This is a genomic window from Mycobacterium sp. NGS63 (genome assembly GCF_059812295.1).
This window is the reverse complement of record NZ_JCALCJ010000004.1, coordinates 75,960-98,001: the sequence shown is the minus strand read 5'-3', so window position 1 is coordinate 98,001 and position 22,042 is coordinate 75,960. Positions and strand designations below refer to the sequence as shown.

The window sequence follows — 22,042 nt, the reverse complement described above, 5'->3', positions numbered from 1 at the left end:
GTCGCCGCCCTCAGACCCGGAAAGGTCCAAATGAACTGGCAGCTGAACGGCCACAAGCCACACGTCGAACAAGCCCTGGCCGGTGGCGTGCCGCAACGGGCGGGCTGGTTCCGTTTCTACTTCACCGACCAGCGGTGGGAATGGTCCGACCAGGTGCAGTGCATCCACGGCTACGAGCCCGGCAGCGTGGCCCCCACCACCGAGCTCGTGCTGGCCCACAAGCACCCCGACGACCGCGGGCAGGTCGCGGCCACCATCGACCAGATCCTCAACACCCGCCAGCCGTTCAGCACCCGCCACCGGATCGTGGACACCGGCGGCCACGTGCGCCACGTCGTCGTCGTGGGCGACCAGCTTCTCGACGAGCAAGACGAGGTGATCGGAACGCACGGGTTCTACATCGACGTCTCGCCGCCGGCCGGGGACGCGGAGGACCTGCTTACCGCCAGGCTGGCGGAAATCAGCGAGAACCGGGCGGGCATCGAGCAGGCGAAGGGCATGCTGATGCTGATCTACAACATCGACGACACGGCGGCGTTCGACCTGCTGCGGTGGCTGTCCCAGGAAGCGAACGTCAAGCTGCGGCTGCTGGCCGAGCAGATAGCGGCGGACTTCCGCGGTGCGGGGCCGGTGCTCGACGCCCGAGGCGAGTTCGACCACCTGCTCCTGACCGCGCATCGACGCGTAAGGGATGGCCGCCCCGTCTAGATCGCTCCCAGCCAGTAAGCGAGGGCCTCTCGCGCTGAGTCCTCGACGGTTCCCGAGGTGTCGATCGGATGGGCGGTGTCCCAGCCGGAGTTGCGCGCGGACATCGCCGCGGCAATCTCCGGGGTGACCTCCGAGTTGCCGGGTGGCCTCGTGGTGATACGGCCGGCCGCGGTGTCCGCCCCGGCCACGCACCTGAGTTCGACCGTCGCCGAATGTGTTTCGGAGGCGAGCCGACGGGCCCGCGCGCGCATCCGCGGTTCCCCCCAGGTACCGTCCAGGATCACCGACCGCCCGTTGCCCAGCACCGGGCGCGCGCGCATCAGGGCCTCCTCGTAAACCGCCGCCACGTTTTCCGGGCTGTACAACCCGCGGTCCAGGACACCGGCGTCTCCGCTTATCGCGCCGGAGTCGCGCAGCTCGCGTCGCACGTCGTCGGTCGAGATGATCTGCGCCCCAGTCTGTTCGGCGAGCGCGCGGGCGACCGTCGACTTGCCGGTGCCCGGGTTGCCGCCGACCAGCGCCAGACGCACTGCGCCGGCCTCGAGGTGCTCGACCGCTATCGCCAGGTGGCGCGCGGCGTCTTCGGCGGCCCGTGCGTTGCCCTGCGACAGCCGCACGCAGTCCGTCTTTCCCCGCACCCCCGCGCGATAGGCGATGTAGAAGTGCGCGAGCGACGCCGGCACCGGGTGCCCCGAGTGCGCGGCGTAGCTTTGCAGGAAGTGCTCGCCATAGTCTTTGCGGCCCAAGAACTCCAGATCCATCGCGAGGAACGCGGCGTCGTCGACGCAGTCGACGTAGCGCAGGTCGTCGTCGAACTCCAGGCAGTCCAGTAGCGCGGGTTCCCCGCCCCCGCAAAAGATGTCGTCGGCGAGCAGGTCCCCGTGGCCGTCGACGATGAGCCCCTCCTCGATGCGTTCGGCGAACAACGGCGCCCGGCCGGCGAGGAAATCGGTTGCGAGCCGCCGGATTCGCGGCACGGACCCCTCCGGTAGCGTGCCCGCGTACCGATCGAGTTCGGTCAGGTTGTCGCGCCAGCGTCGCTCGATCGCCCCTGGCTCACCCTGGGCGCTGATCGACCGGCCGCGCTCGGCGCTTTCGTGAAACCGCGCCAGCACCGCGGCGACGGCATCCAGCAGGCCTCGAACGGTCCGGTCGGGGTCGGTGAGGACCCTCGCCGCCAGCCGGTCCTCGTCGTGGTGGCGGCGCATGACGACGATCGGCTCGGCCGGCCCGCCGGCGGGGTCGCTGAGGTGCGCGACCCCCAGGTAGCTGTCGGGCGACAGCCGGCTGTTCAGCTCGACTTCGCGGCGGCACGCGCGCTCGCGCCGCTCCGGGGTGCGGAAGTCGAGAAAGTCGGTCAGCACCGGCTTCTTCGCCTTGAACGCCCGGTCGCCGACCAGCACCACCATGCCGGTGTGCGTCTCGTGCGCGGCCACGTAGGGGACGTAGGTGGGATCCACCAACCCAGCGTCCGTCGCCGTGGGCGTTTCCGCCAACTTCAGGCCGGTCGCGCCACGATCACCGGCATCCGGACCGCGTGAACCACGGCGTTGCTGACCGAGCCCAGCAGCGTCCGGGCGATGCCGCCACGGCCGTGGCTGCCGACGACGACCAATTGCGCGGACTCCGATCTCTCGATCAGCTGGCGGGCCGGCCGGTCGCTGACGAGGAACCGGTGCACCGTGACGTCCGGGTAGCGTTCTTGCCAGCCCGCCAGGCGTTCGGCGAGGCTGCGCTCGGCCTCGGCCTGCACCGCCGCCCAGTCGAATCCGGGGAGTTCGAGCACCTGGGCATCGCTCCAGGCGTGCAACGCGTGCAGCTCGACGCCGCGGCGCGACGCCTCGTCGAAAGCGATCGCCGTCGCCAGCTCGGACGCGGGCGAGCCGTCGATCCCGACCAGCACGGGCGCCCATTGGGGGTGGGGCATCAGGGGGTCCTCGTCGCGAATGACCGCGACCGGGCATTTGGCGTCCCGGGCCACCCCCGAGCTGACCGATCCCAGCAGCACCCGCCCCACCGCTCCGCGCCCGTTGCTGCCGACGACAATCATCTCCGCCTGGTCCGATACCTCGATGAGCGTCGGCACCGGTGGTGAACACCTCAGTTCGGTGATGATCTGGATCTTCGTGCCCTTGACGACCGCTTCTTCGGCGATCTTGACCGCCCGCTCGAGAACCTCGCGGCCGTCCTCCTGCCACACCGCGACCCCGGCCGGAAGCGGTATCGGGGGGAACGTCGGCGCGGCCGCGCCGTACATGTGCATCAACGTCAGCGGGACGTTGCGCAGCGCCGCGTCGCGGGCCGCCCAGCAGACGGCGGCGTTGGACGGCGGCGATCCGTCGACCCCGGCGACGATGCCGTAACGCTTGATGGATGTGGCCATCGTGTCCTCCCTTCAGCCCGCGGCCCATTGCTTGGCGCGGTCCAGCTCGTCGAGTCCGAAGATGGCGAGGTTTTGCGGCATGTCCGGTAGCAGTTCGATCATCGAAATCTCCTCAGCGAACTACGATCACGGGAACTCGTGCGCCCTGGGCCACGGCGGAACTGACGGAACCGAGCAGCATGCCCGGGAAGCCGCCGCGGCCGCGGCTGCCGACCACGACCAGTTGAGCGCGTTCGGATTCCTCGAGTAGCCACCGGGATGGCTTGTCGCAGAACAGCAGTCGCTCGATGTGCACATCCGGGTACCGCTCTTGCCAACCGGCCAGGCGCTCGGCGAGGATCTCGTGCGCCGCGCGTTCGCGGTCGCGCCAGTCCATACCGAGGATGGGAAACACCGCGACGTCGCTCCACACGTGCAGCGCGCGCAGCCCCACCCCGCGGCGGGAGGCCTCATCGAAGGCGAGGGCGGTCGCCGCTTCCGACGCGGGCGACCCGTCGACGCCGAGCAGCACCGGCGCGGTGGCGTCGTGCCCCGCTTGCCGATTCGGGTGGATGACGGCAACCGGGCAGTGGGCGTGGTGTACCAGCCCCGTCGTGACCGAGCCCAACAGCAGGCGACCCACCGCGCCCAATCCCTGGCTTCCGGCGACGATTATCCGGGCATCCTTCGACGCCTCGATCAGCGCCGGCACGGCGGCGGAATACACCAGCTCCGTGCGTGTTTCGAGTGTCCGCACACCGGCGCTCAGCGTCTTGCGCGCCTGATCAATGATGTGCTGCGCCTCGTCGCGCTGCCAGTCGGGCATCTCGGCATACAGGCGGCCCGCGGGCCAGCCGGCGACCACCGGCGAGACGGCGTGCAGCAACGTGACGGGCAGCCCGCGCATGACCGCCTCCCGCGCGCCCCAGTCGACGGCAGCGTCGGAGGCGGCCGACCCGTCGACGCAGATGAGGACTCCGTTGTCGCGTGTACCCATGATTGCCAACGCTATTCGGTGTCGGGCCGGTCGGGCAGGGCCGTTAGACCCCCACCCGCGCGCCATTGGTCACTCGCCGGTGAGCGGGGCCACCCAGTGGACCCGGGTGCCGCCCTGCGGCGGGCTGGTGATCTCGCAGGTGCCGCCGAGCTGTTCGGCGCGATGCCTCATGTTGGCCAGGCCGCTGTGGCGCCGGTTGTCGGCGGGGATGCCGCGGCCGTCGTCGGTGACGTCGAGGACGAACATGTCGGCGACGCTGACCTCGACGGCCAGCCGGGACGCGCCGGCGTGGCGCAGCGCGTTGCTGACGGCCTCGGTGGTGACCGCCTCTGCGTGCTCGGCGAGTTCGCCGCCGACCGCGGTGATCGGCCCGTGCATGCGCACCGTGGTGGCGACGTCCCGGTTCGCGGTCAGGTCGGCGACCACGCGTTGAATCCGTTGCCGGAAGTCGCCATTGGGTCCCGACGGGGATTTGAGTTGGAAGATCGTGGTGCGGATCTCTTCGATGATCGTTTGCAGATCGTCGAGGGTGCGGTTGAGCCGTTCGGCCACCTCCGGTGACCGCGCCCGGGCGAGCGTGCCCTGCAGGTTCATGCCGACGGCGAAGATTCGCTGGATGACGTGGTCGTGCAGATCGTGCGCGATGCGCTCGCGCTCGGCCAGGATGGTCAGCTGCCGCGAGTCCTCCCGCCCCGACGCCAGCACGAGGGCGATCGCGGCGTGCGTGGCGAAGTCGCTGACCAGGTCGAGGTAGCTCTCGTCGAACGGCGGCTGATCGGCGGCGCGGGCGATCGCGATCACGCCGGCGACCTGATCGTCGGCGCGCAACGGCATCACGACGGCGGGGCGCTGCCCGGCGTCGCTGAACGCCTGGATCGGGTACCGCAACGCGTCGGTGATCAGCGGTTTGCCGGAGCGGAAAACCTCGCCGCTGGTGGAACCCTGCACCGGAACCCGGCTGCCGAGCACCTCGTCCGCGTGCGCGCCCACCGCCGCGGATACCACCAGCGTGTCGGTTTCGTCGTCGGGCACGTCGGCGTCGGCGGGGACGAGCACGATCGCCTGCTCGGCATCGGTGAGGCCCATCGCGCGCTCGGCGATCAACTGCAGCGGGCGGCGGTGCGGCTCGGCGCTGGACAGCAGGGCGGTGGTGATCTCGCGGCTGGCCTCCATCCACTTCACCGACAGCCGCTCGCGCTCGAGGACGCGCGCGTTGTCGATGCTCGCCGCGGCCGCGAAAGCCAATGCGCGCGCGGCGAATTCGTCGGATTCGGAGAAGACCCGCGCCGGGTCGTCGTGGGTCAAATAGATGTTGCCGAAGACCCGCCCGCCGATGGTGATCGGCACCGCCAGAAACGCCCGCATGGCGTGGTGCTCCGGAACGCCGACGGCGGCCGGGTGCGCGGTCAGGTCGTCCAGGCGCAGCGCCGGGGTGTCGAACAGGGACAGGCTCAACAGGCCCTTGCCCACGGGCAGATGCCCGATGCGCCGGACGGTGTCGGCGTCCATGCCCTCGTGGACGAACCGCAACAGGTTGCCCTCGGGGCCGCGGACGGCCAGGGCCCCGTACGGGGCCCCGGTCAATTCCCTTGCCGCGGCGACGATCCGGTGCAACGTCGCATCGAGGTCGCCGACGTCGGCGCCGATCTCGACGACCACGCGCAGCAGGTGTTCCATCTGATCGCGCGCGGCCGGCGGCTCGTCGGGCCGCTCCTCAGTCCGGCGGCGCATCGGCGCGCGCCCCCGGCCGCCCGGACCGCTGCTCCAGTTTCGAGGCGAACACCGCCGCCTGCGTCCGGCGCTCCATGCCCAGCTTGGCCAGCAGCCGCGACACGTAGTTCTTCACCGTCTTTTCGGCGAGGAACATCCGCGCGGCGATCTGGCGGTTGGTCAAGCCCTCCCCGAGCAGCCCGAGCAGCGTGCGCTCCTGGTCGGTCAGCCCGGACAGCGGGTCCGCGCGCCGCGCCGTCCCGCGCAGCTTCGCCATCAGCGCGGCGGCGGCCCGGTTGTCCAGCAGGGACTTGCCGGCCCCGACCTCCTTGATCGCCTGGGCCAGTTCCATGCCCTTGATGTCCTTGACGACGTAGCCGCTGGCGCCGGCCAGGATCGCCTCCAGCATCGCCTCATCGGAGGTGAACGACGTCAGCATCAGGCAGCGCAGGTCCGGATGATCGGCCAGCAGGTCGCGGCACAACTCGATGCCGTTGCCGTCGGGAAGGCGCACGTCGAGCACGGCCACGTCGGGCTGCAACGCCGGTATCCTCGCCTTCGCCTCCGCCACGGAACCGGCTTCGCCGACGATCTGCAACTCGGTGTCCGAGGCGAGCAGGTCGGCGAGGCCGCGCCGCACGACCTCGTGGTCGTCGACGAGGAAGACCTTGACCATTCGGGCCCTTTCTGCCGGGCGTGCCATCCGCCATTTTTCCACGAGGTCAAAGACTCACAAATGTTGCCGGTTGACGACCAGCACGGAGCAGCCGGCCCGCCCGACGAGCTCGCCCAGGTGGCGACGGTTGCGGGCGCCGGCGACGACCAGCCCTGCCGGGCCGGGGCGGTGGGCCAGGTACTCGGGAAGGCCGCCGGGGACGGCCGCCGGCTCGACGCGCAGGCCCGGATAGCGTCGCGTCCAGCGGGCCAGCCGTCGATCCAGGCCGGCGAGCGCGCGGCGATCGCCTTCGTGTCGCCGCACGAGCGCGCGGATGGGGGCGCCGCGCAACCGGGCCTCGGTGACGGCCGCGTCCAGCACGACGCCGTTGTCGGGTGAGCCGTCCAGCTCTACCACGATCCGGTCCGGCCGGCCGTCGTCCCGGGCGCGGATGATCGCCACGGGGCATCGCGCCGACATCGCCACACCCGCGGCGACCGAACCCGCCCGGCCCGGCCGGAAGTGGTGCAGCCCGACCGCGCCGACGCACACCAGGGCTGCCGACGCCGACGCCCGGATCAACGATCCCAGCGCCTGCCCCTCGGCGACTTCGGTTTCGATCGTCACCGCAGTGCCCGCGGCCTCAATCTCCTTGACCGCGTGGCGTATCGCCATCTCCGCGGCGGCCGCGGTTTCACCCGGCTCGGCCGCGTAGAGCAGGCGCAGGGGCGCGTCCCGGCTCACTGCCTCCTCGACCGCCCAGAGCGCCGCATGTATCGCCGCCCGCGATCCGTCGACGCCGACGACGACGGGCCGCGGTGCCGCTACCCCGTTCATCGGCTTTGCGGGCGGACCACCAGCACCGAGCAGTCGGGATAGCCCACGATCGGGTGGCAGTTCGGGGTGGCCAGGTCGGCGATCTCGCCGGCGTCGGCGGCGCCCACGACGGCCAGTTCGATTGCGCGGCTCCGCCTTTCGCCGGTGTGGACTCCGGTGCCCGCGGCCACGGTCGCCACGTGCACGTCGGGATAGCGCCGGACCCAGCTGTTCAGCCGCCGATCGATCTGCAGCACGGTGGCGCGCCGGCGCCGGCCCTCCTCCATGGCGTGGCGCACGACTTCGTCGTTGTCGGGGTCGTCGTTGAGGACGACGGCGATGACACCGTTAGCGGATCGGTCGGGCTTGGAACGGATGATCGCGACCGGACACGGCGCGTCCGCGACCAACGCCGCGGCGACGGGGCCCACCAAGGGGGCCCGCCCGCGCCTGGAGGCACCGACGCACACCAGCGCCGCGCCGTGCGCTTCGCTGAGCAGCGCCTGCCCGGGATCACCTGAGAGTACGGCCGTTTCGACGTCGACCGGGTTGTCCGCGCGCTGAACGGCGTGTTCCGCCCGGGCCAGCGCCATCTCGGCGCGTTCGATGTCCCACTCGGTCTGCCCATCGCGGCGCGGGATGACATACACGAGGCGCACCGGCAGCTGCCGGCTGCGCGCCTCCTCGATCGCCCACTCGGCGGCGTCGACCGCGGCTTGCGAGCCGTCGACGCCCACGACCACCGACTTCGCGTCCAGCTGGTTCATGTCGGCTCCTGACTAGCTATTTTTCGCTCAATACCAGGCTATTTCGCGGTTCTGCGGAGCGCAGGGGCCGTTGGGCCCTAGTCGGGGAGCCATTCGTCCCTGCCCTAAAGGACCCGAGGCGGCCTAGCGTGGACAGTGACCATGAACGCGACGCCGGACATCCAGACCGTGAAGGCAGCGGTGCAGCTGGCGTGCCGGGCGCCGTCGGTACACAACAGCCAGCCATGGCGCTGGGTGGCCGAGGACGGGGTGTTGCGGCTGTTCGTCGACCGTGACCGAGCCCTGCCCGGCGCGGACCGCTCCGGGCGCGAGGCAATCCTCAGTTGCGGTGCCGCGCTCGATCACCTCCGCGTCGCCATGCTCGCCGCGGGGTGGCGCGCCGAGATCGAGCGGTTCCCTGATCCCGAGGACCCCAACCAGGTGGCGTCGATCCGGTTCGTTCCCGTCGAGCACGTCACCCGCGCGCAGCGCGACCGCGCCGACGCGATCCTGCATCGCAGGACCGACCGGCTGCCGATGGCTCAGCCCGTGTACTGGAGCATGTTCGAGCCCGTGCTGCGCGGCGCCCTGGACGAGAGCCTGGTGACGCTCGATGTGCTGACCGACGACGAGCGGCCCAGGCTGGTCGAGGCCTCCCGGCTCACCGAGGCGCTGCGCCGCGACGACGAGTCGTATCACGCCGAACTCGACTGGTGGACTTCGCCTTTCGTGTCGGCCGAGGGTATTCCGCCGAGCGCGCTGCCGTCCGACAAGGAAAGCGGGCGGGTGGACGTGGCGCGAGAGTTCCCGGTCCGCGGTCACCAGGATCGGCGTCCCGAGGTCGCGGTGGATGGCTCGACGATCCTGGTGCTGTCGACCCCGGACGACACCAGGATCGATGTGCTGCGCTGCGGCGAGGCGTTGTCGAGCGTGCTGCTGGAGTGCACGCTGGCGTTCCTGGCGACCTGTCCGCTGACCCATCTCATCGAGCTGGACGAAAGCCGCGACATCGTGCGCGGCCTGCTCGAGGGCGGCGGGCGGCCGCAGGTGCTGATCCGCGCCGGGATCGCGCCGCCGATGGAGGCCGTTCCGCCGCCCACGCCGCGGCGCGCGCCGCGCGATGTCCTGGAGATCCGATCGAGCGAAGAAGGGTGCGCTGATGTCGACGACCGATGACGGGGTGACCATCCTGTCGGAGAGCGAATGCTGGGAGCTGCTGGCCGGCGTGGCGCTGGGGCGGATCGTCACCAGCGTGGACGGCCAGCCCGAGATCTTCCCCGTCAACTACGTCGTGCAGGGCCGCACCGTGCTGTTCCGCACCGCCGAGGGCACCAAGCTGGTCAGCGCCGCGATCAACAATCGCGTGCTGTTCGAGGTCGACGACCACAACGTCGCGGAGGGCTGGAGCGTGATCGTCAAGGGCAGCGCGCGCTCGCTTCGCACCAAAGAGCAGATCGAGGAAGCCGAACGCGCCCAACTGCTTTCGTGGACGGCGTCGGAGAAGACGCACTATGTGCGGGTGGTTCCCGAGATGGTCACCGGCCGGCGGTTCCGGTTCGGCCCGCGGCTCTAGTCCGTTACCCATTCGACGAAGTCATTGAGATCGCGTCGTGGCGTCGCCGGCAACGGGTCGGCGTTGATGGGCGCCCAGCCCACCCGCAGCAACATCTGCGGGTAGTGGCCGCCGCCGAAGACGTCGGAGCGCACCGACTCCCGGGTCGCGGCGATCTCCAGCGGCTCGGTGACCGGGCAACTGGCCAACCCCGCCGAGGTGGCGGTGAGCAGCACGATGCTGGTGGCCTCGCCGGCGCGCAGCTGCGCCAGCCGGTCGTCGGCCCGGGCGCCCAGGGCGAGGACGACGGCGTTGTCGTCGGCGGACGACGACGCCGGCGCCATGGCCAGCGCGGGACCGGCGAAGACACGGCCCGGAATCTTGGCCGTGGGGTCCGGCGCCGGTGTGCTGCGCGCCGGAACCCCCGCCACCGACGCGTAGCGCCCGCTCCACGCCGTGAGCTCCAACAGGTAGTCGTAATTGCGGTGCTGCCCAATGGATTCGGCGACGATGTCGTGCAGCTTGTCGAGGTCCTCGACCTGGCACAGGGTCACGCCCTGGCGCGCCGCGCGGGCCGCCATCAGCGCGATGTCGCCGACGGGCACCGCCCAGGAGCTGTAGTGGCGCCTGTCGGTGCGCCGCCGCGGGATGGCCGCGGCCAGCGCGATGTCGACGCCGTCGGCGGGGTGACGCGACAGTTCGATCGCGGCAAGGTGATTGGGGTCGGCCGGATTGGGCAGCCGGGTCACCTTGGCGCGCCAGCCGACGGCCGCGAAGGCGACGACGCAGTGGTGCAGCGCTGTGCCGCAGCTCAGGATCAGGTCGCGGCCGTCGGGGTCGGTATTGGGCAGTTGCCGCGCGGCGTCCGCGTAGAGGTGCAGGCTCGTCGCGTCGACGCGCCACCGCCAGGGTTGCGTGTTGTGCACCGAGGGCGCCCGAGACGCCAATGCCAGGACGGTCCGTATCGTGCCGGCATCCGGAAAACGCGAGTTCATGGCTGTGTCCCCTTCGGTAAACGTTCCGGCTTCCACGGTCGCGCAGTTGCGCCGGGCCGACGAGGGGACGAGGGCTCTAGGCGAAGGGACTTTGGGCCACTTCGCCAACGCCGGGCAAGTGGACCTGAGCTTACGATTGTGGTATTATTCGAACGTTACGAAAGACCTTTCGCTTTGTTCGAATAAAGGCTGGTGAGTCCTGTGAGCGCTGAGGCGATCGAGGCCGCGACATTTCTGCCTGATCACCCTGAAGAACTCGCACCAGTGATCGGGTTCCTCGCAGCTCACGAACGCCGTCGCGGTACTTCAGCTTCTCCAAGTTACGCGTTGGTCGGTATCGACGAGCATGACCGCATCGAGCTGCCCGAAGCAATCCATCAGGCGTTGACGAAGGTGGTCGCCGCACTCCACGGGGGCAAGGCGGTGACCATCGCGCCGCAAACCATGGCACTGACCACGCAGCAAGCGGCCGATCTTCTCGGCGTTAGTCGTCCGACCGTCGTACGCCTGATCAACAACGAGGTGTTGCCTGCCGAACGAATCGGCAACCGGCATCGGCTTCTGCTCGACGATGTGCTGTCCTATCGGGACAAGCGCCGCAAGCGTCAGTACGACGCACTGGCAGCGACCGCGGACATCGACAGCAATGACGATCCGGAAACGATCCGGAAGCAACTGCGCGAAGCGCGCCGCGCTGTGGGGGCGCGCCGAAAGACAGCACGGCGGCGAAGCTGACACAATCGGCAACAATGTTTGCTGCCCTCCTCGACACTTCGGTGTTATGGCCGAGTTTGCAGCGAGATTTTGTGCTTTCGCTCGCAATCGAAGGGCTATATCGACCATTGTGGTCAAGCGAAATCCTGGCTGAACTCCAATATCACGAGGCGCAGAAGCTGATCAGACGAGGAGTACAACCCCGTTCAGCTGCAGCGCGAGCCCGTCGCCTGATAGACCGGATGACAACAGCTTTCGACGATGCTTTGGTCGAAAACTGGGAACCACACGACGGCACGTTCAACCTGCCAGACCCCGACGATGAACACGTCGCCGCAGCGGCACTCGTCGGCGGAGCGGGAGCCATCGTCACCGACAATCTCAAGGACTTCCCGATTGCGAAGATTCCCGAGCACATCAAAGTCCTGTCCCCGCCGAATTTGCAGCGGATACCGTATCGGTCTCGCCAGATGTAGCGCTGCGAGCCGTCCACGCCATGGCCACGAGGTTTTCCGAGCCACCAGTGACCGCTGAGGAGATCCTGAACCAGCTGGTTCAGCGATACCAGATGACCGAAGCGGTCGAGCTCATCCGCGCCGTCATCTGACGCGTCCCGCCGAGCATCGCATCAGCCTGCATTCCCGTGCAACGATCGGCAGACTGTCGTTGTGGAAGAGCGGTTCCCCGGTGAGTTGGAGACATTGCGCGCCGACAATCTCCGACTACGTCGCCTACTGAAACTAAGTGAAGAGCAGGCGCGGGCGGCGAACCCGGATCAAGCCACCCTGACCGGTGCACCGGAGTCGCCGGTGAGCATGGCATCAGCGCCCGAGGACAAGATGCGGTTCTATCTCGATCTATTTAGCTGCCGCTCCGATGTCTACGCTCTGCGATGGGAGAACCGCCGCGACGGGCGCTCCGGCTGGATGCCGGCTATTCACGGATATTGGCGACGAGGCATGAAGCGCACCGATGCAAACTATCGTGCGCTGACCACCGACGTCATCGACCAGCACCTACGTGGCGAGATTCATATCGGCCTGTATCCACTTGGCGACGATGACACATGTTGGTGGGTCGCGGCCGACTTCGACAAGGAGGCCGCGATGCTCGATGCGCTGGCCTATATGAAAGCCGCACGTGCCCATAATGTTCCGGCTGCATTGGAGGTATCCCAGTCGGGGCGGGGCGCGCACGTGTGGATCTTCTTCGCGCAGGCCACTTCTGCGGCAACCGCACGCAGTATCGCGACCAGCCTGCTCGGCGAGGCCTTTCAACTGCGCGGCAGTATGCACCTGAGCAGCTATGATCGACTGTTTCCATCCCAAGACGTCCATACCGGCCGCGGCATGGGGAATCTCATCGCCGCACCGCTCAACGGCAAACGCCGCCAGCACGGCACAACCTTGTTCCTCGACGCAGCCACGCTGGAACCTTTCGACGACCAGTGGGCATACCTGTCCAGCATCGCGCGGCTCTCCACCAAGGAGGTGGCCGTACTCGCTCGCACGCTGCCGGGTCCCCAATTCGGCCATCGCGTACGCCAACTGCGGCTGCCCACCTCGTCGAAAATCGTGCCGAGGCCGGCACCGATCATTCGCGCAACCTTCGCATCTCGGCTCATCCTGGCCGCCAACGATCTTGGTCCCGCAATGATCGCGGCCGTCAAGCACGCAGCCTCCATTCGAAATCCGGAGTTTGATGCTCGCCAGCGAGCTCGACGCAGTACGTGGGACACGCCGCGCTTTCTGTACAGCTATGACGAGACGGCCGAGGGCGATCTCGTCCTGCCGCGCGGCCTGCACGCGCTACTGACGGAACTGGTTGATTCAGCCGACAGTACGTTGCGCATCGACGACAAGCGCGCCGTCGGCCATACTCAAGAATTCAGCTGCACAACACCGCTCCGGACCGAACAGACCGCTGCCGCTCGACAACTCGTCGAAGAAGACACGAGTGTGCTTATCGCGCCCCCTGGCTCTGGCAAAACAGTAATTGCTTGCGCCGCAATCGTCTCCCGTGCAACCTCGACCCTGATCCTGGTCGACCGCAAAGCACTGGCTGACCAATGGCGTGACCGGCTTCAGAAGCACGTCGGATTCAAGTGCGGACAGATCGGCGGTGGGCGTTCGAAGACCACCGGCACCATTGACGTCGCTCTGCTGCCCACGCTCGCCCGTCGCGACAACATCGAAAATCTCACGGCGAACTACGGTTTCGTGATTGTTGACGAATGCCATCACATCGCCGCCAGCGCATTCTTCCACGTGATCAATCGAATCCCTGCAAAATACTGGCTGGGACTCACCGCCACGCCGGAGCGCCGCGACGGGCTTGAAGATCTCATCTATCACCAACTCGGATCACATCACGTGACCCTCGAAGGCCCCGCCGCGGGCCAGCTCCCCTCCGCGGACACCGGCCTGCTTGCACCGCACCCGGTCCTGCACTTGCACCGCACTCGGTTCCGCTACTCCGGCGATGCCGATCCCACCGCGCCGGCCGGAATGGCCGAAATCTACCGCGCATTGATCACCGATGAGGCCCGGCTTGAGCAGATAGTCACCGACATCCTCGCCGCTCACCGCGACGGCGCCAACATCCTCGTACTCACCACATGGATCGGCCACCTGGACGCAATCGCCGAGCGTCTCCGCGCCGCAGGTGAACCGGTCGTCGTACTCAGCGGGCGAATGAAGGCACGGGAGCGCCGTGAAATCTCCGAACAACTCGCCAGCCACACCGCCGACAGCGAGCCCTTGCTGATCATCGGTACCGGCTCATTTATCGGTGAAGGATTCGATTGCCCGATCTTGGACACCCTGTTCCTCGCGGCCCCGATCAGCTTCAAGAACAGACTCGTTCAGTACGTCGGCCGCATCACTCGCCCTCACCCCGCTAAGTCCACCGCGACCGTGCACGACTACCACGATGAGCTCACTCCGGTCCTCGCCTCTTCCCTACGGAAGCGCGCACCCGGCTACATCAAGATGGGCTTTCCCGACCCGAGGACATTGGTCCGATAATCGTCGCTGGCTGCCACCGTCAAGGCGGCCGGCCAGCAGCTGCCGTTTCAAAATGCTCACGGCGGCCGTCCGGCCGGCATGAAAATGGCCCCGGAATCTCTTCCGAGGCCATTCCCACTTAGTAGCGGGGACAGGATTCGAACCTGCGACCTCTGGGTTATGAGCCCAGCGAGCTACCGAGCTGCTCCACCCCGCGTCGGTAAATGACAGGTTACCGAACGCTCGTCACCGGGTCCAAATCGCGCGCCGACCAGCGCGGTCGAGGGCGTCAATGCGACGGCGGGTTGAGGCCGTACCGCCGCCTGATGTCGTCCATCCACTCCGGGTTCCCGTACGTGAGGCCGTATTTGTCCGCGAGCTCGCCGAACTCGGGCAGCTCATGCAGGACGAGGCCGCCCGGGTCGTCGGCGTGCTCGACGAGCAGTTCACCCAGCTCCCTGAAGTAGTTCTCGAAGCCGCCCGGGGTGATCACCTCGATGATGCGGCCCGGCTCGGAGCCCGCGTTCCACATCGCGTGCATCTGCCCCCGCGGCTTGGTGATGTAGCCGCCGGGTCCCAGCACCACCTCGCTGTCGTCGGAGCGAAAGCCGATCTCGCCGGCCAGCACAATCGAGTGCTCGTCCTCGCGGGTGTGCCGGTGCGCGGCGGTGGGCACGCCGACGGCAAACGGATGCTCGACGATGGACACCTCGCCCCCGTTGGTCGTGCCGGACAGCTTGAAAACCGCCCCGAAACCGGGCAGCGCAACGCAATCGCCTTCCCCGGGCAGGACGACCGTGACGGGAATCTGATTCACCTCGACCGCTCCTGCTATTCGGGCCAGCTGCTGCCCAGGACGAGATCAACCATGTTGCCCCGTTTGAAGGATGGGTCGAAGTGCGCCAGGACGTCGGCGTTCATCGTGCCGAAGGTGGTGTCCGGGCGGTGCTTCATGCCGTGGTTGAAGGCGTCCAGGATGCGGTCCTTGAAGTCGGGGCGCGGGTGGGCGGCGGTCACCGCGGCGATGGCCTCGGCGGAAAGGTCTTCACGGCCAATGCCGATGACATCGGTTTCGACACCCGCTGTGACCAAGGCGATTTCTGGGTCGAGGAACTCGGGCACGCCGGGAGTGGTGTGCAAGGCGATGCCCAGCCACACCTTCTGCGCGTCGGCTTCGTCGACCCCACGCTCCAACAGGAAGGCCCGTGCCGCGTTGGCTCCGTCGACCTCGAAGCGCAGGGTGGACGTGCGATAGCGATCGGTCAGGCCCAGGTCGTGAAACATCGCGCCCACGTACAACAGCTCCAGGTCCGGTTCCAGCCCACGACGGCGACCCTGCAGCGCGCCGAACAAAAACACCCGTCGTGAGTGGTCGAAGAGCAGGTCGTCCTCGGCCTCCCGAATGAATTCGGTGACCTCGCGGACGAGTGGCGTATCGGGCACGACGATGCCCGCAATAGTTTCGATCGATTGTGTCTCCATGGCCAAAGTCTGCGGGTACGGGGCCCCAACACCCCATGTCGTTTGAGCCGTGCTTCCCACAAATTGCGACACGGCGCGGACAATGGGCTTGTGTCGGGCCCGCGGTTGATCGTGATCGTCGTCTTCGACGACGTGACCATGCTCGACGTCGCGGGAGCGGGCGAGGTGTTCGCCGAAGCCAACCGCTGCGGCGGCGACTACCGAATCAAGATCGCGTCGGTCGACGGGCGCGACGTCACCACCTCGATCGGCGCCCGGTTGGGTGTCACGGACGCCATTTCGTCGATCGAGTCCGCCGACACCGTCCTGGTCGCCGGCGGCGACAACCTGCCCCGGCGCGCCATCGACCCCGAGCTCGTCGACGCGGTCAGGTCGGTCGCGGGCCGAACCCGCCGCCTGGCCTCGATTTGCACGGGGTCGTTCATCCTGGCGCAGGCGGGCCTGCTCGACGGGCGGCGCGCCACCACCCACTGGCACGACGTCCGGTTGTTCGCCCGGGCCTTTCCCGAAGTCACCGTGGAGCCTGACGCGATCTTCGTTCGCGACGGCGACGTCTTCACCTCGGCCGGTATCTCGTCGGGCATCGACCTGGCGCTGGCGCTGGTCGAAATGGATCACGGCACCGAGCTGGTCCGCGCCGTCGCCCGGTGGTTGGTGGTCTATCTCAAGCGGGCGGGCGGCCAATCGCAATTCTCGGTGCTGGTCGAGGCCGAACCCGCGCGGCAGTCGCCGCTGCGCAAGGCCACCGATGCGGTCTCGGCCGACCCGTCCGCCGACCACAGCGTGAAAACCCTTGCGGCGCGGGCCTCTTTGAGCACGCGGCAGCTGACCCGGCTGTTTCAGTCCGAGCTCGGCACGACCCCGGCGCGCTACGTCGAATTGGTGCGGATCGACGCCGCGCGTGCGGCGCTGGATGCCGGCCGCACCGTCGCCGACACCGCGCGGGTGGCGGGCTTCGGCAGCGCCGAAAGCCTGCGCCGCGTGTTCATCGACCGCCTCGGCGTCTCCCCGAGGGCGTACCGGGAGAGGTTCCGCACGGCATCGCGAGGCTGACGGCTACTGTTCCGTCATGCACGTCGACGTGATGGCGGTCCCGCAGCCGCTGGGCAAGACCGGTGATCTGGCCCGTCGGACGCAGGCCGCGGGGTTCTCCGGTCTGCTGTTCACCGAGACCGGGCGCACGGCCTACCTCAACGCCGCGATCGCCTCGCAGGCCGCGCCGGGGCTCGAGCTGTCCACCGGTGTCGCGGTGGCGTTTCCGCGCAGCCCGTTCGTCACGGCGGCCGCGGCGTGGGAGTTGCAGGAGGCGACGGGCGGGAGGTTCCGGCTCGGGCTGGGCACGCAGGTGCGCACCCACGTTGTGCGGCGCTACGGCATGGCCTTCGAACGTCCCGGCCCGCGGCTGCGCGACTACGTGCGCGCCGTGAAGGCCTGCTTCTCGGCGTTTCGCAGCGGAACGCTCGACCACCACGGCGAGTTCTACGAGCTCGACTTCATCACGCCCCAGTGGAGCGCGGGACCCATCGACGCCTCCGACCCCAAAGTCGATGTGGCGGCGGTGAATCCGTGGATGCTGCGGATGGCGGGCGAAGTCGCCGACGGGGTGCACGTCCACCCGCTGGGCGAGCCCGGCTACCTCACCCGCCACGTCGTGCCCAATGTCGCCGAGGGGGCGGAGAAGGCGGGGCGCTCGCCGTCGGACGTCGCGATGATCGTGCCGGTGATGACGATCGTCGGCGACAGCGACGAGGAGCGCGCCGGCGAGCGGGAGTCGGTGCGGGCCAGCATGGCCTTTTACGGCAGCACGCCGAACTACGCGTTTATCTGGGACGAGGCGGGATTCGAGGGGACGACGGCGCGGATTCGCGAGAAGCAGAAGGCCGGGGACTTCGCCGGCATGGTGGCCCAGGTCTCCGACGAGCACATCGCCGCCTTCGCCACCGAGTCGACCTGGGACGGCTTGGCCGACGCGCTGAGGGCCAAGTACGACGGCGTCGCCACGCATCTGGTGCTGTACAACGCCTTTGGGGCGCTGGAAAGCCCTGAGCGCTTCGAGCGGTACGGCGAGGTGGCGCAGGCGCTGCGGGGCTAACCGCCTCGGCGAGCGTCCGCAAAATGCCAAGGTTTACGGCGTGTCGCCGTACCAACACGCACGCTCGCGGTGGTGGCGGGCACGCTCGCGGGAAAAAAGTTACTTGGCGGCGTTGTACTTGTTGATCGCGTCGTCGAGGCGCTGCAGCGCGGCGCCGTACGAGGCGAAGTCGCCCTTCTTCTGCGCGTCCTTCGCGGCGCCGATCGCGGCCTGAATCTCCTGCAGGGCGGCGGCTTTCGCCGGCGACAGGGTCACCGACCCGTCCGGGGCCGGCGGCACCACCGCGGCGGGAGGCGGCGGCGATCCCGGCACCGCGGCGGGCGCCGGCGGGCTGGCGGGCGGGTTCGGATTCGGGTTCGGGGGCGCGCCGGCCTCGGTCGGCTGGATCCCGGTGGCGGCCGCACCCGCGCCGGGCCCGAACAACCCGGTCAGGGCGTCACCCACGGTGGGGCCGTAGCCGATCTTGTCGTTGTACATCATGGCCACGCGGATCAGCCGCGGATACGACGAGGCGGCGTCGCTGGCCCCCGGCGAGGCGTAGACGGGCTCGACGTAGAGCAGGCCGCCCTGGGCCACCGGCAGGGTCAGCAGGTTGCCCCACCGGATGCGGTTCTGGTTGTCGCGGCCGATCACGCCGAGGTCCTGGGACACCGCGGGGTCGGTGGTGATCGCGTTGTTGGCCAGCTTCGGGCCGTTGACCTGACCGGGGATGGTCAGCACGGTGATCTTGCCGTAGGTCGCGGGATCCGAGCTGGCGCTGATGTAGGCGGCCAGGTAGTCGCGCTTGAACCGGTTCATCGCGCTCGTCAACTGGTACGAGGACGAATTGTCGTTCTTGGCAATGTTTTTCGCGACGATGTAATACGGCGGCTGGTAGCTGCTGGCAGTCGGATTCGGGTCCAGCGGCACGTCCCAGAAATCGGAGGTGGAGAAGAACGTCACGGGGTCGTTGACGTGATACTTGGCCAGCAGCATCCGCTGCACCTTGAACAGGTCCTCGGGGTAGCGCAGGTGCTCGGCCAGCTCGGGGGTGATGTCGCTCTTGGGTTTGACGGTGCCGGGGAACACCCGCATCCACGCCTTGAGCACCGGGTCCTGCTCGTCCTGCTGGTACAGCGTGACGGTGCCGTCGTAGGCGTCGACGGTGGCCTTGACCGAATTGCGGATGTAGGAGACCTGCTTGTCGGGCGCCAGCCGGTTGAACGCGACCTCGGTGGAGTCGGCGGTGGCCGATTCCAGGGAGGTCAATTCGGAATACGGGTAGTTGTCCAGCGTGGTGTAGCCGTCGATGATCCACACCAGCCGCTTGTTGACGATCGCCGGGTACACCGCGCTGTCGGTCGTCAGCCACGGCGCCACGGCCTCCACCCGCCGCGCCGGATCCCGGTTGAACAGGATCTTGCTGTTCGAGCCGATCACGTTGGAAAACAGGAAGTTTCGCTCGGCGAACTTCGCCGCGAACACGCTGCGGGATATCCAGCTGCCGATCGGCACCCCGCCGAGCCCGGTGTAGGTGTAGTTCTTGGTTTCGGTGCTGGTCTCGTAGTCGTATTCGCGGTCGTTGCCGTTGCGCCCGACGATCGCGTAGTCGGCCGAGGTGTTGGAGATGACGGGCCCGAAGTAGATGCGCGGCTGGTCCAGCGGCGCCGGCCCGTCGGACACCACGCTGCCGTTGGCGCCGACGACGTTGGCCAGAAACTCCGGGTAGCCGCCGTTTTGGTTGGGGTCGTTGGCGATGCCGCGCACCGTGTTGGCCGGCGACGCGATGAACCCGTTGCCGTGGGTGTAGACCGTGTGCCGGTTGATCCAGTCGCGCTGGTTGTCGATCAGCCGGTCGGGGTTGAGTTCGCGTGCGGCGACGACATAGTCGCGCAGCGCCCCGTTGCGGTCGAGGTAGCGGTCGATGGACAGCTGGTCGGGGAAGTAGTAGAAGTTCTTGCCCTGCTGGAACTGGGTGAACGCCGGGCTGACGATCGTGGGGTCCAGCAGCCGGATGTTCGACGTGGTCGCGCGGTCGGCGGCCACCTGCTGGGCGGTGGCCTGCCCGTCGCCGGTGTAGTTGCGATAGCTGACCACGTCGGAGGTCAGCCCGTAGGCCTGCCGCGTCGCGGTGATGCTACGGGCGATGTATTCGCTTTCCTTTTGCGCCGCATTGGGTCTGACGCTGATCTGCTCGACGATCAGCGGCCACCCGGCGCCCACGATCAACGACGACAGCAGCAGCAGCACGAGGCCGATGGCCGGAATCCGCAAGTCGCGCAGCACGATAGCGGAGAACACCGCGGCGGCGCAGATCAGCGCGATCGCCATCAGGATCAGCTTCGCCGGCAGCACGGCGTTGATGTCGGTGTAGCCGGCGCCGGTGAACGGCTTGCCCCCGCGGGTGTGCGACAGCAGCTCGTAGCGGTCCAGCCAGTAGGCAACGGCCTTGAGCAGCACCAGCACGCCCACCAAACTGACCAGCTGGATCCGCGCCGAACGGCTCAGCGCCCCGGTGCGCCCGGACAGCCGGATGCCGCCAAAGATGTAGTGCGTCAACACGTTCGCCAAGAAAGCCAGGAACACGGCGACGAACAGGTAGCTGAGCAGCAGCCGGTAGAACGGCAGGTCGAACGCGTAGAAGCCGAGGTCCTTGCCGAACTGGGGGTCCCTGATGCCGAAGTCCCCGCCGTGCAAAAACAGCTGGACCCGCACCCAATAGCTCTGCGCGATGATGCCCGACAGCAGCCCGATGGCCGCCGGGACCCCGACGCCCACCAGCCGCAGGCGCGACACGACGACGGCGCGGTAGCGCGCCACCGGGTCGTTGGTGTTGCTCGGCACGAACACCGGGCGGGTGCGGTAGGCCAGCGCGAGCCCGGCGAACACGATGCCGCCCACCAGCAGGCCGGCGACCAGGAAGACCAGGATGCGGGTGACGAGCACGGTGGTGAACACCGAGCGGTAGCCGAGCTCGCCGAACCACAGCCAGTCGACGTAGGCGTCGATCAGCCGCGGGCCGGCCAGCAGCAAAACGATCACACCCAGTGCGATGAGGATCAGAATCCGGCTGCGCCGAGTCAACTTCGGCATCCGTGCGGTGGGCCGCATCCCCACTGGTTACGCTCCCTGGGCTGTAGAAAAGGTACTTGGAGTTTTCTAGCTCACAACTGTACGCACCTCGCCACCCGCGAGGAGCGGGCTAGCAACTGGGCGGCTGGCCCCCCGCCTGCAGCGCGTGCAGCGCGTCGACCGCGCCGCCGAGCGTGTCGACCTTGACCAAGCGCAACCCCGGCGGGTTGTCGGAGCTCGCCTCGTAGCAGTTCTTCGCCGGCACCAGAAACACGGTGGCACCGGCCGCGCGCGCGGCGGCCATCTTGTGGGTGATGCCGCCGATCTGGCCGACCTTGCCGTCGACGGCGATGGTCCCGGTGCCGGCGACGAACGTCGACCCGGCCAGGTCGCCGGTGGTGAGCTTGTCGACGACGGCGAGGCTGAACATCAGCCCGGCGGACGGCCCGCCGACGTTGGCGAGGTTGAAGTCGACGACGAACGGCGCCCAGGGCGCGTCGAGCACGGCAACCCCGAGGAAGCCGTAGTCGCGATCCTTGTTGGTGCCCAGCGTGATCTGCGCCACCCCGGCCGGCTCGTTCTTGCGGCGGTAGTCGATCGTCACCACCTGGCCGGGTTTGGTGTTCTTCAGATATCCGGTGAACTGCTCGACGTTGGCGACCGGGGTGCCGTTGACCATGTCGATGGCGTCACCGGACTTCAGTTTGCTCGCCGACGGGCCGGGGTCGGTGACGTTCGCGACGGTCACCGCGGCCGGGTACTTCAGGTAGCCCAGCGCGGCGTATTCGGCGCTGTCCTCGGACTGCTTGAAGTCGGCGGTGTTGGCCTTGTCGACGTCCTCGCGCGACTTGCCCGGCGGAAAGACGAGGTCGCGCGGGATCAGCTGTTCCTGCCCCGAAAGCCACAGCGTCAGCGCCTCCCCCAACGACAGCTCGTCGCGCTGGGACACCGTCGTCATGTTGAGGTGACCCGTCGTCGGATGCGTGGTGGCGCCCTGGATGGCGACCACCTGCTTGCCGTCGACCTCACCGAGCGTGTCGAACGTCGGGCCCGGGCCCAACGACACGAACGGCACCGTCACCACCGCGAGCGACACGCCGAACACGACGATCGGCAGCAGGGCGACGAGCAGGGTCAGAATCCGCCTGTTCACGCCG

The 22,042-nt window shown here is 68.3% G+C and carries 21 protein-coding genes and 1 tRNA gene; 9 read left to right on the top strand and 13 right to left on the bottom strand.

Translation table 11 applies throughout. The annotated features are described in order from the left end of the window. Positions 1-30 precede the first annotated feature (30 nt). Positions 31-708, top strand: a complete 678-nt coding sequence (locus tag AC5Y4Z_RS10905) for a PAS and ANTAR domain-containing protein (protein ID WP_499963532.1) — start codon at positions 31-33, stop codon at positions 706-708. On the opposite strand, the gene AC5Y4Z_RS10900 is transcribed toward AC5Y4Z_RS10905, so the two are convergent. The 7 genes from AC5Y4Z_RS10900 to AC5Y4Z_RS10870 all read right to left on the bottom strand — a co-directional run bounded on the left by AC5Y4Z_RS10900 (position 705) and on the right by AC5Y4Z_RS10870 (position 8,015). Next, positions 705-2,117: a bifunctional aminoglycoside phosphotransferase/ATP-binding protein gene (locus AC5Y4Z_RS10900; protein ID WP_499964741.1), complete on the bottom strand. Its 1,413-nt coding sequence runs from the start codon at positions 2,115-2,117 to the stop codon at positions 705-707. The genes AC5Y4Z_RS10905 and AC5Y4Z_RS10900 overlap by 4 nt on opposite strands. An 89-nt stretch (positions 2,118-2,206) precedes the next feature. Beyond that, complete coding sequence (locus tag AC5Y4Z_RS10895) at positions 2,207-3,091, bottom strand: universal stress protein (RefSeq protein ID WP_499963531.1); 885 nt, start codon at positions 3,089-3,091, stop codon at positions 2,207-2,209. Positions 3,092-3,203: 112 nt separating this feature from the next. Continuing rightward, complete coding sequence (locus tag AC5Y4Z_RS10890; RefSeq protein ID WP_499963530.1) at positions 3,204-4,067, bottom strand: universal stress protein; 864 nt, start codon at positions 4,065-4,067, stop codon at positions 3,204-3,206. Positions 4,068-4,136: 69 nt separating this feature from the next. Next, positions 4,137-5,798, bottom strand: coding sequence for a sensor histidine kinase (locus tag AC5Y4Z_RS10885; protein ID WP_499963529.1), 1,662 nt, complete (start codon positions 5,796-5,798; stop codon positions 4,137-4,139). Continuing rightward, entirely contained in the window at positions 5,782-6,453 is a 672-nt protein-coding gene (locus AC5Y4Z_RS10880; RefSeq protein WP_499963527.1) for a response regulator transcription factor, read from the bottom strand. Before AC5Y4Z_RS10880 ends, AC5Y4Z_RS10885 begins: the two co-directional genes overlap by 17 nt. A gap of 54 nt (positions 6,454-6,507) precedes the next feature. After that, on the bottom strand, positions 6,508-7,269 hold the full coding sequence (locus tag AC5Y4Z_RS10875) for a universal stress protein (RefSeq protein ID WP_499963525.1): 762 nt from the start codon (positions 7,267-7,269) through the stop codon (positions 6,508-6,510). Beyond that, positions 7,266-8,015 (bottom strand): universal stress protein, encoded by a 750-nt coding sequence (locus AC5Y4Z_RS10870; RefSeq protein ID WP_499963523.1) that lies wholly within the window; start codon positions 8,013-8,015, stop codon positions 7,266-7,268. The genes AC5Y4Z_RS10875 and AC5Y4Z_RS10870 overlap by 4 nt, the downstream gene beginning before the upstream one ends. A 141-nt stretch (positions 8,016-8,156) precedes the next feature. On the opposite strand from AC5Y4Z_RS10870, the gene AC5Y4Z_RS10865 reads away from it, so the two are divergent. Together AC5Y4Z_RS10865 and AC5Y4Z_RS10860 are read left to right on the top strand one after the other, a co-directional pair. After that, complete coding sequence (locus tag AC5Y4Z_RS10865) at positions 8,157-9,170, top strand: Acg family FMN-binding oxidoreductase (RefSeq protein ID WP_499963519.1); 1,014 nt, start codon at positions 8,157-8,159, stop codon at positions 9,168-9,170. Beyond that, entirely contained in the window at positions 9,154-9,567 is a 414-nt protein-coding gene (locus tag AC5Y4Z_RS10860) for a pyridoxamine 5'-phosphate oxidase family protein (protein WP_499963517.1), read from the top strand. The genes AC5Y4Z_RS10865 and AC5Y4Z_RS10860 overlap by 17 nt, the downstream gene beginning before the upstream one ends. Here AC5Y4Z_RS10860 and AC5Y4Z_RS10855 read toward each other — a convergent pair. Then, a complete protein-coding gene (locus AC5Y4Z_RS10855) occupies positions 9,564-10,541 on the bottom strand; it encodes an Acg family FMN-binding oxidoreductase (protein WP_499963515.1) in 978 nt (325 codons plus the stop codon). The two genes, AC5Y4Z_RS10860 and AC5Y4Z_RS10855, sit on opposite strands and share 4 nt — an antisense overlap. Before the next feature lie 201 nt (positions 10,542-10,742). Between AC5Y4Z_RS10855 and AC5Y4Z_RS10850 the strand changes: the two genes are divergently transcribed. The 4 genes from AC5Y4Z_RS10850 (at position 10,743) to AC5Y4Z_RS10835 (ending at position 14,281) form a co-directional block, all read left to right on the top strand. Further along, positions 10,743-11,276, top strand: coding sequence for a helix-turn-helix domain-containing protein (locus tag AC5Y4Z_RS10850; protein ID WP_499963513.1), 534 nt, complete (start codon positions 10,743-10,745; stop codon positions 11,274-11,276). 14 nt (positions 11,277-11,290) lie between these two features. Further along, positions 11,291-11,731 carry a PIN domain-containing protein gene (locus AC5Y4Z_RS10845; protein ID WP_499963511.1) on the top strand — a complete coding sequence of 147 codons (441 nt, stop codon included), beginning with the start codon at positions 11,291-11,293 and terminating at the stop codon, positions 11,729-11,731. A 2-nt stretch (positions 11,732-11,733) separates the two neighbouring features. Further along, on the top strand, positions 11,734-11,862 hold the full coding sequence (locus AC5Y4Z_RS10840; protein ID WP_499964739.1) for a hypothetical protein: 129 nt from the start codon (positions 11,734-11,736) through the stop codon (positions 11,860-11,862). 61 nt (positions 11,863-11,923) lie between these two features. Next, the gene (locus AC5Y4Z_RS10835) at positions 11,924-14,281 is read left to right on the top strand and encodes a TOTE conflict system archaeo-eukaryotic primase domain-containing protein (protein WP_499963509.1); all 2,358 of its coding nucleotides are present in this window, start codon (positions 11,924-11,926) and stop codon (positions 14,279-14,281) included. A 122-nt stretch (positions 14,282-14,403) separates the two neighbouring features. Here AC5Y4Z_RS10835 and AC5Y4Z_RS10830 read toward each other — a convergent pair. The 3 genes from AC5Y4Z_RS10830 to AC5Y4Z_RS10820 all read right to left on the bottom strand — a co-directional run bounded on the left by AC5Y4Z_RS10830 (position 14,404) and on the right by AC5Y4Z_RS10820 (position 15,742). After that, positions 14,404-14,477 (bottom strand) — tRNA-Met (locus AC5Y4Z_RS10830). Between the two features lie 72 nt (positions 14,478-14,549). After that, positions 14,550-15,077 carry a cupin domain-containing protein gene (locus tag AC5Y4Z_RS10825; protein WP_499963507.1) on the bottom strand — a complete coding sequence of 176 codons (528 nt, stop codon included), beginning with the start codon at positions 15,075-15,077 and terminating at the stop codon, positions 14,550-14,552. A gap of 14 nt (positions 15,078-15,091) precedes the next feature. Then, positions 15,092-15,742, bottom strand: coding sequence for an HD domain-containing protein (locus tag AC5Y4Z_RS10820; RefSeq protein ID WP_499963505.1), 651 nt, complete (start codon positions 15,740-15,742; stop codon positions 15,092-15,094). Between the two features lie 105 nt (positions 15,743-15,847). Here AC5Y4Z_RS10820 and AC5Y4Z_RS10815 point away from each other — a divergent pair, with 105 nt between their 5' ends. Next, positions 15,848-16,795 carry a GlxA family transcriptional regulator gene (locus AC5Y4Z_RS10815; protein ID WP_499964737.1) on the top strand — a complete coding sequence of 316 codons (948 nt, stop codon included), beginning with the start codon at positions 15,848-15,850 and terminating at the stop codon, positions 16,793-16,795. A gap of 16 nt (positions 16,796-16,811) precedes the next feature. Next, complete coding sequence (locus AC5Y4Z_RS10810; protein WP_499963504.1) at positions 16,812-17,834, top strand: TIGR03617 family F420-dependent LLM class oxidoreductase; 1,023 nt, start codon at positions 16,812-16,814, stop codon at positions 17,832-17,834. Positions 17,835-17,933: 99 nt separating this feature from the next. Here AC5Y4Z_RS10810 and AC5Y4Z_RS10805 read toward each other — a convergent pair whose 3' ends face one another. Together AC5Y4Z_RS10805 and AC5Y4Z_RS10800 are read right to left on the bottom strand one after the other, a co-directional pair. Further along, complete coding sequence (locus tag AC5Y4Z_RS10805) at positions 17,934-20,930, bottom strand: UPF0182 family protein (protein ID WP_499963503.1); 2,997 nt, start codon at positions 20,928-20,930, stop codon at positions 17,934-17,936. An 85-nt stretch (positions 20,931-21,015) separates the two neighbouring features. After that, complete coding sequence (locus AC5Y4Z_RS10800) at positions 21,016-22,038, bottom strand: YlbL family protein (RefSeq protein WP_499963501.1); 1,023 nt, start codon at positions 22,036-22,038, stop codon at positions 21,016-21,018. Positions 22,039-22,042 lie beyond the last annotated feature (4 nt).

Coding starts and splice junctions, on each gene's coding strand:
- AC5Y4Z_RS10810 (WP_499963504.1), top strand. CDS start 16,812: ATGCACGTCGACGTGATGGCGGTCCCGCAGCCGCTGGGCAAGACCGGT.
- AC5Y4Z_RS10865 (WP_499963519.1), top strand. CDS start 8,157: ATGAACGCGACGCCGGACATCCAGACCGTGAAGGCAGCGGTGCAGCTG.
- AC5Y4Z_RS10875 (WP_499963525.1), bottom strand. CDS start 7,269: ATGAACGGGGTAGCGGCACCGCGGCCCGTCGTCGTCGGCGTCGACGGA.
- AC5Y4Z_RS10900 (WP_499964741.1), bottom strand. CDS start 2,117: ATGGTGGTGCTGGTCGGCGACCGGGCGTTCAAGGCGAAGAAGCCGGTG.
- AC5Y4Z_RS10895 (WP_499963531.1), bottom strand. CDS start 3,091: ATGGCCACATCCATCAAGCGTTACGGCATCGTCGCCGGGGTCGACGGA.
- AC5Y4Z_RS10860 (WP_499963517.1), top strand. CDS start 9,154: ATGTCGACGACCGATGACGGGGTGACCATCCTGTCGGAGAGCGAATGC.
- AC5Y4Z_RS10880 (WP_499963527.1), bottom strand. CDS start 6,453: ATGGTCAAGGTCTTCCTCGTCGACGACCACGAGGTCGTGCGGCGCGGC.
- AC5Y4Z_RS10820 (WP_499963505.1), bottom strand. CDS start 15,742: ATGGAGACACAATCGATCGAAACTATTGCGGGCATCGTCGTGCCCGAT.
- AC5Y4Z_RS10870 (WP_499963523.1), bottom strand. CDS start 8,015: ATGAACCAGCTGGACGCGAAGTCGGTGGTCGTGGGCGTCGACGGCTCG.
- AC5Y4Z_RS10905 (WP_499963532.1), top strand. CDS start 31: ATGAACTGGCAGCTGAACGGCCACAAGCCACACGTCGAACAAGCCCTG.
- AC5Y4Z_RS10885 (WP_499963529.1), bottom strand. CDS start 5,798: ATGCGCCGCCGGACTGAGGAGCGGCCCGACGAGCCGCCGGCCGCGCGC.
- AC5Y4Z_RS10845 (WP_499963511.1), top strand. CDS start 11,291: ATGTTTGCTGCCCTCCTCGACACTTCGGTGTTATGGCCGAGTTTGCAG.
- AC5Y4Z_RS10855 (WP_499963515.1), bottom strand. CDS start 10,541: ATGAACTCGCGTTTTCCGGATGCCGGCACGATACGGACCGTCCTGGCA.
- AC5Y4Z_RS10890 (WP_499963530.1), bottom strand. CDS start 4,067: ATGGGTACACGCGACAACGGAGTCCTCATCTGCGTCGACGGGTCGGCC.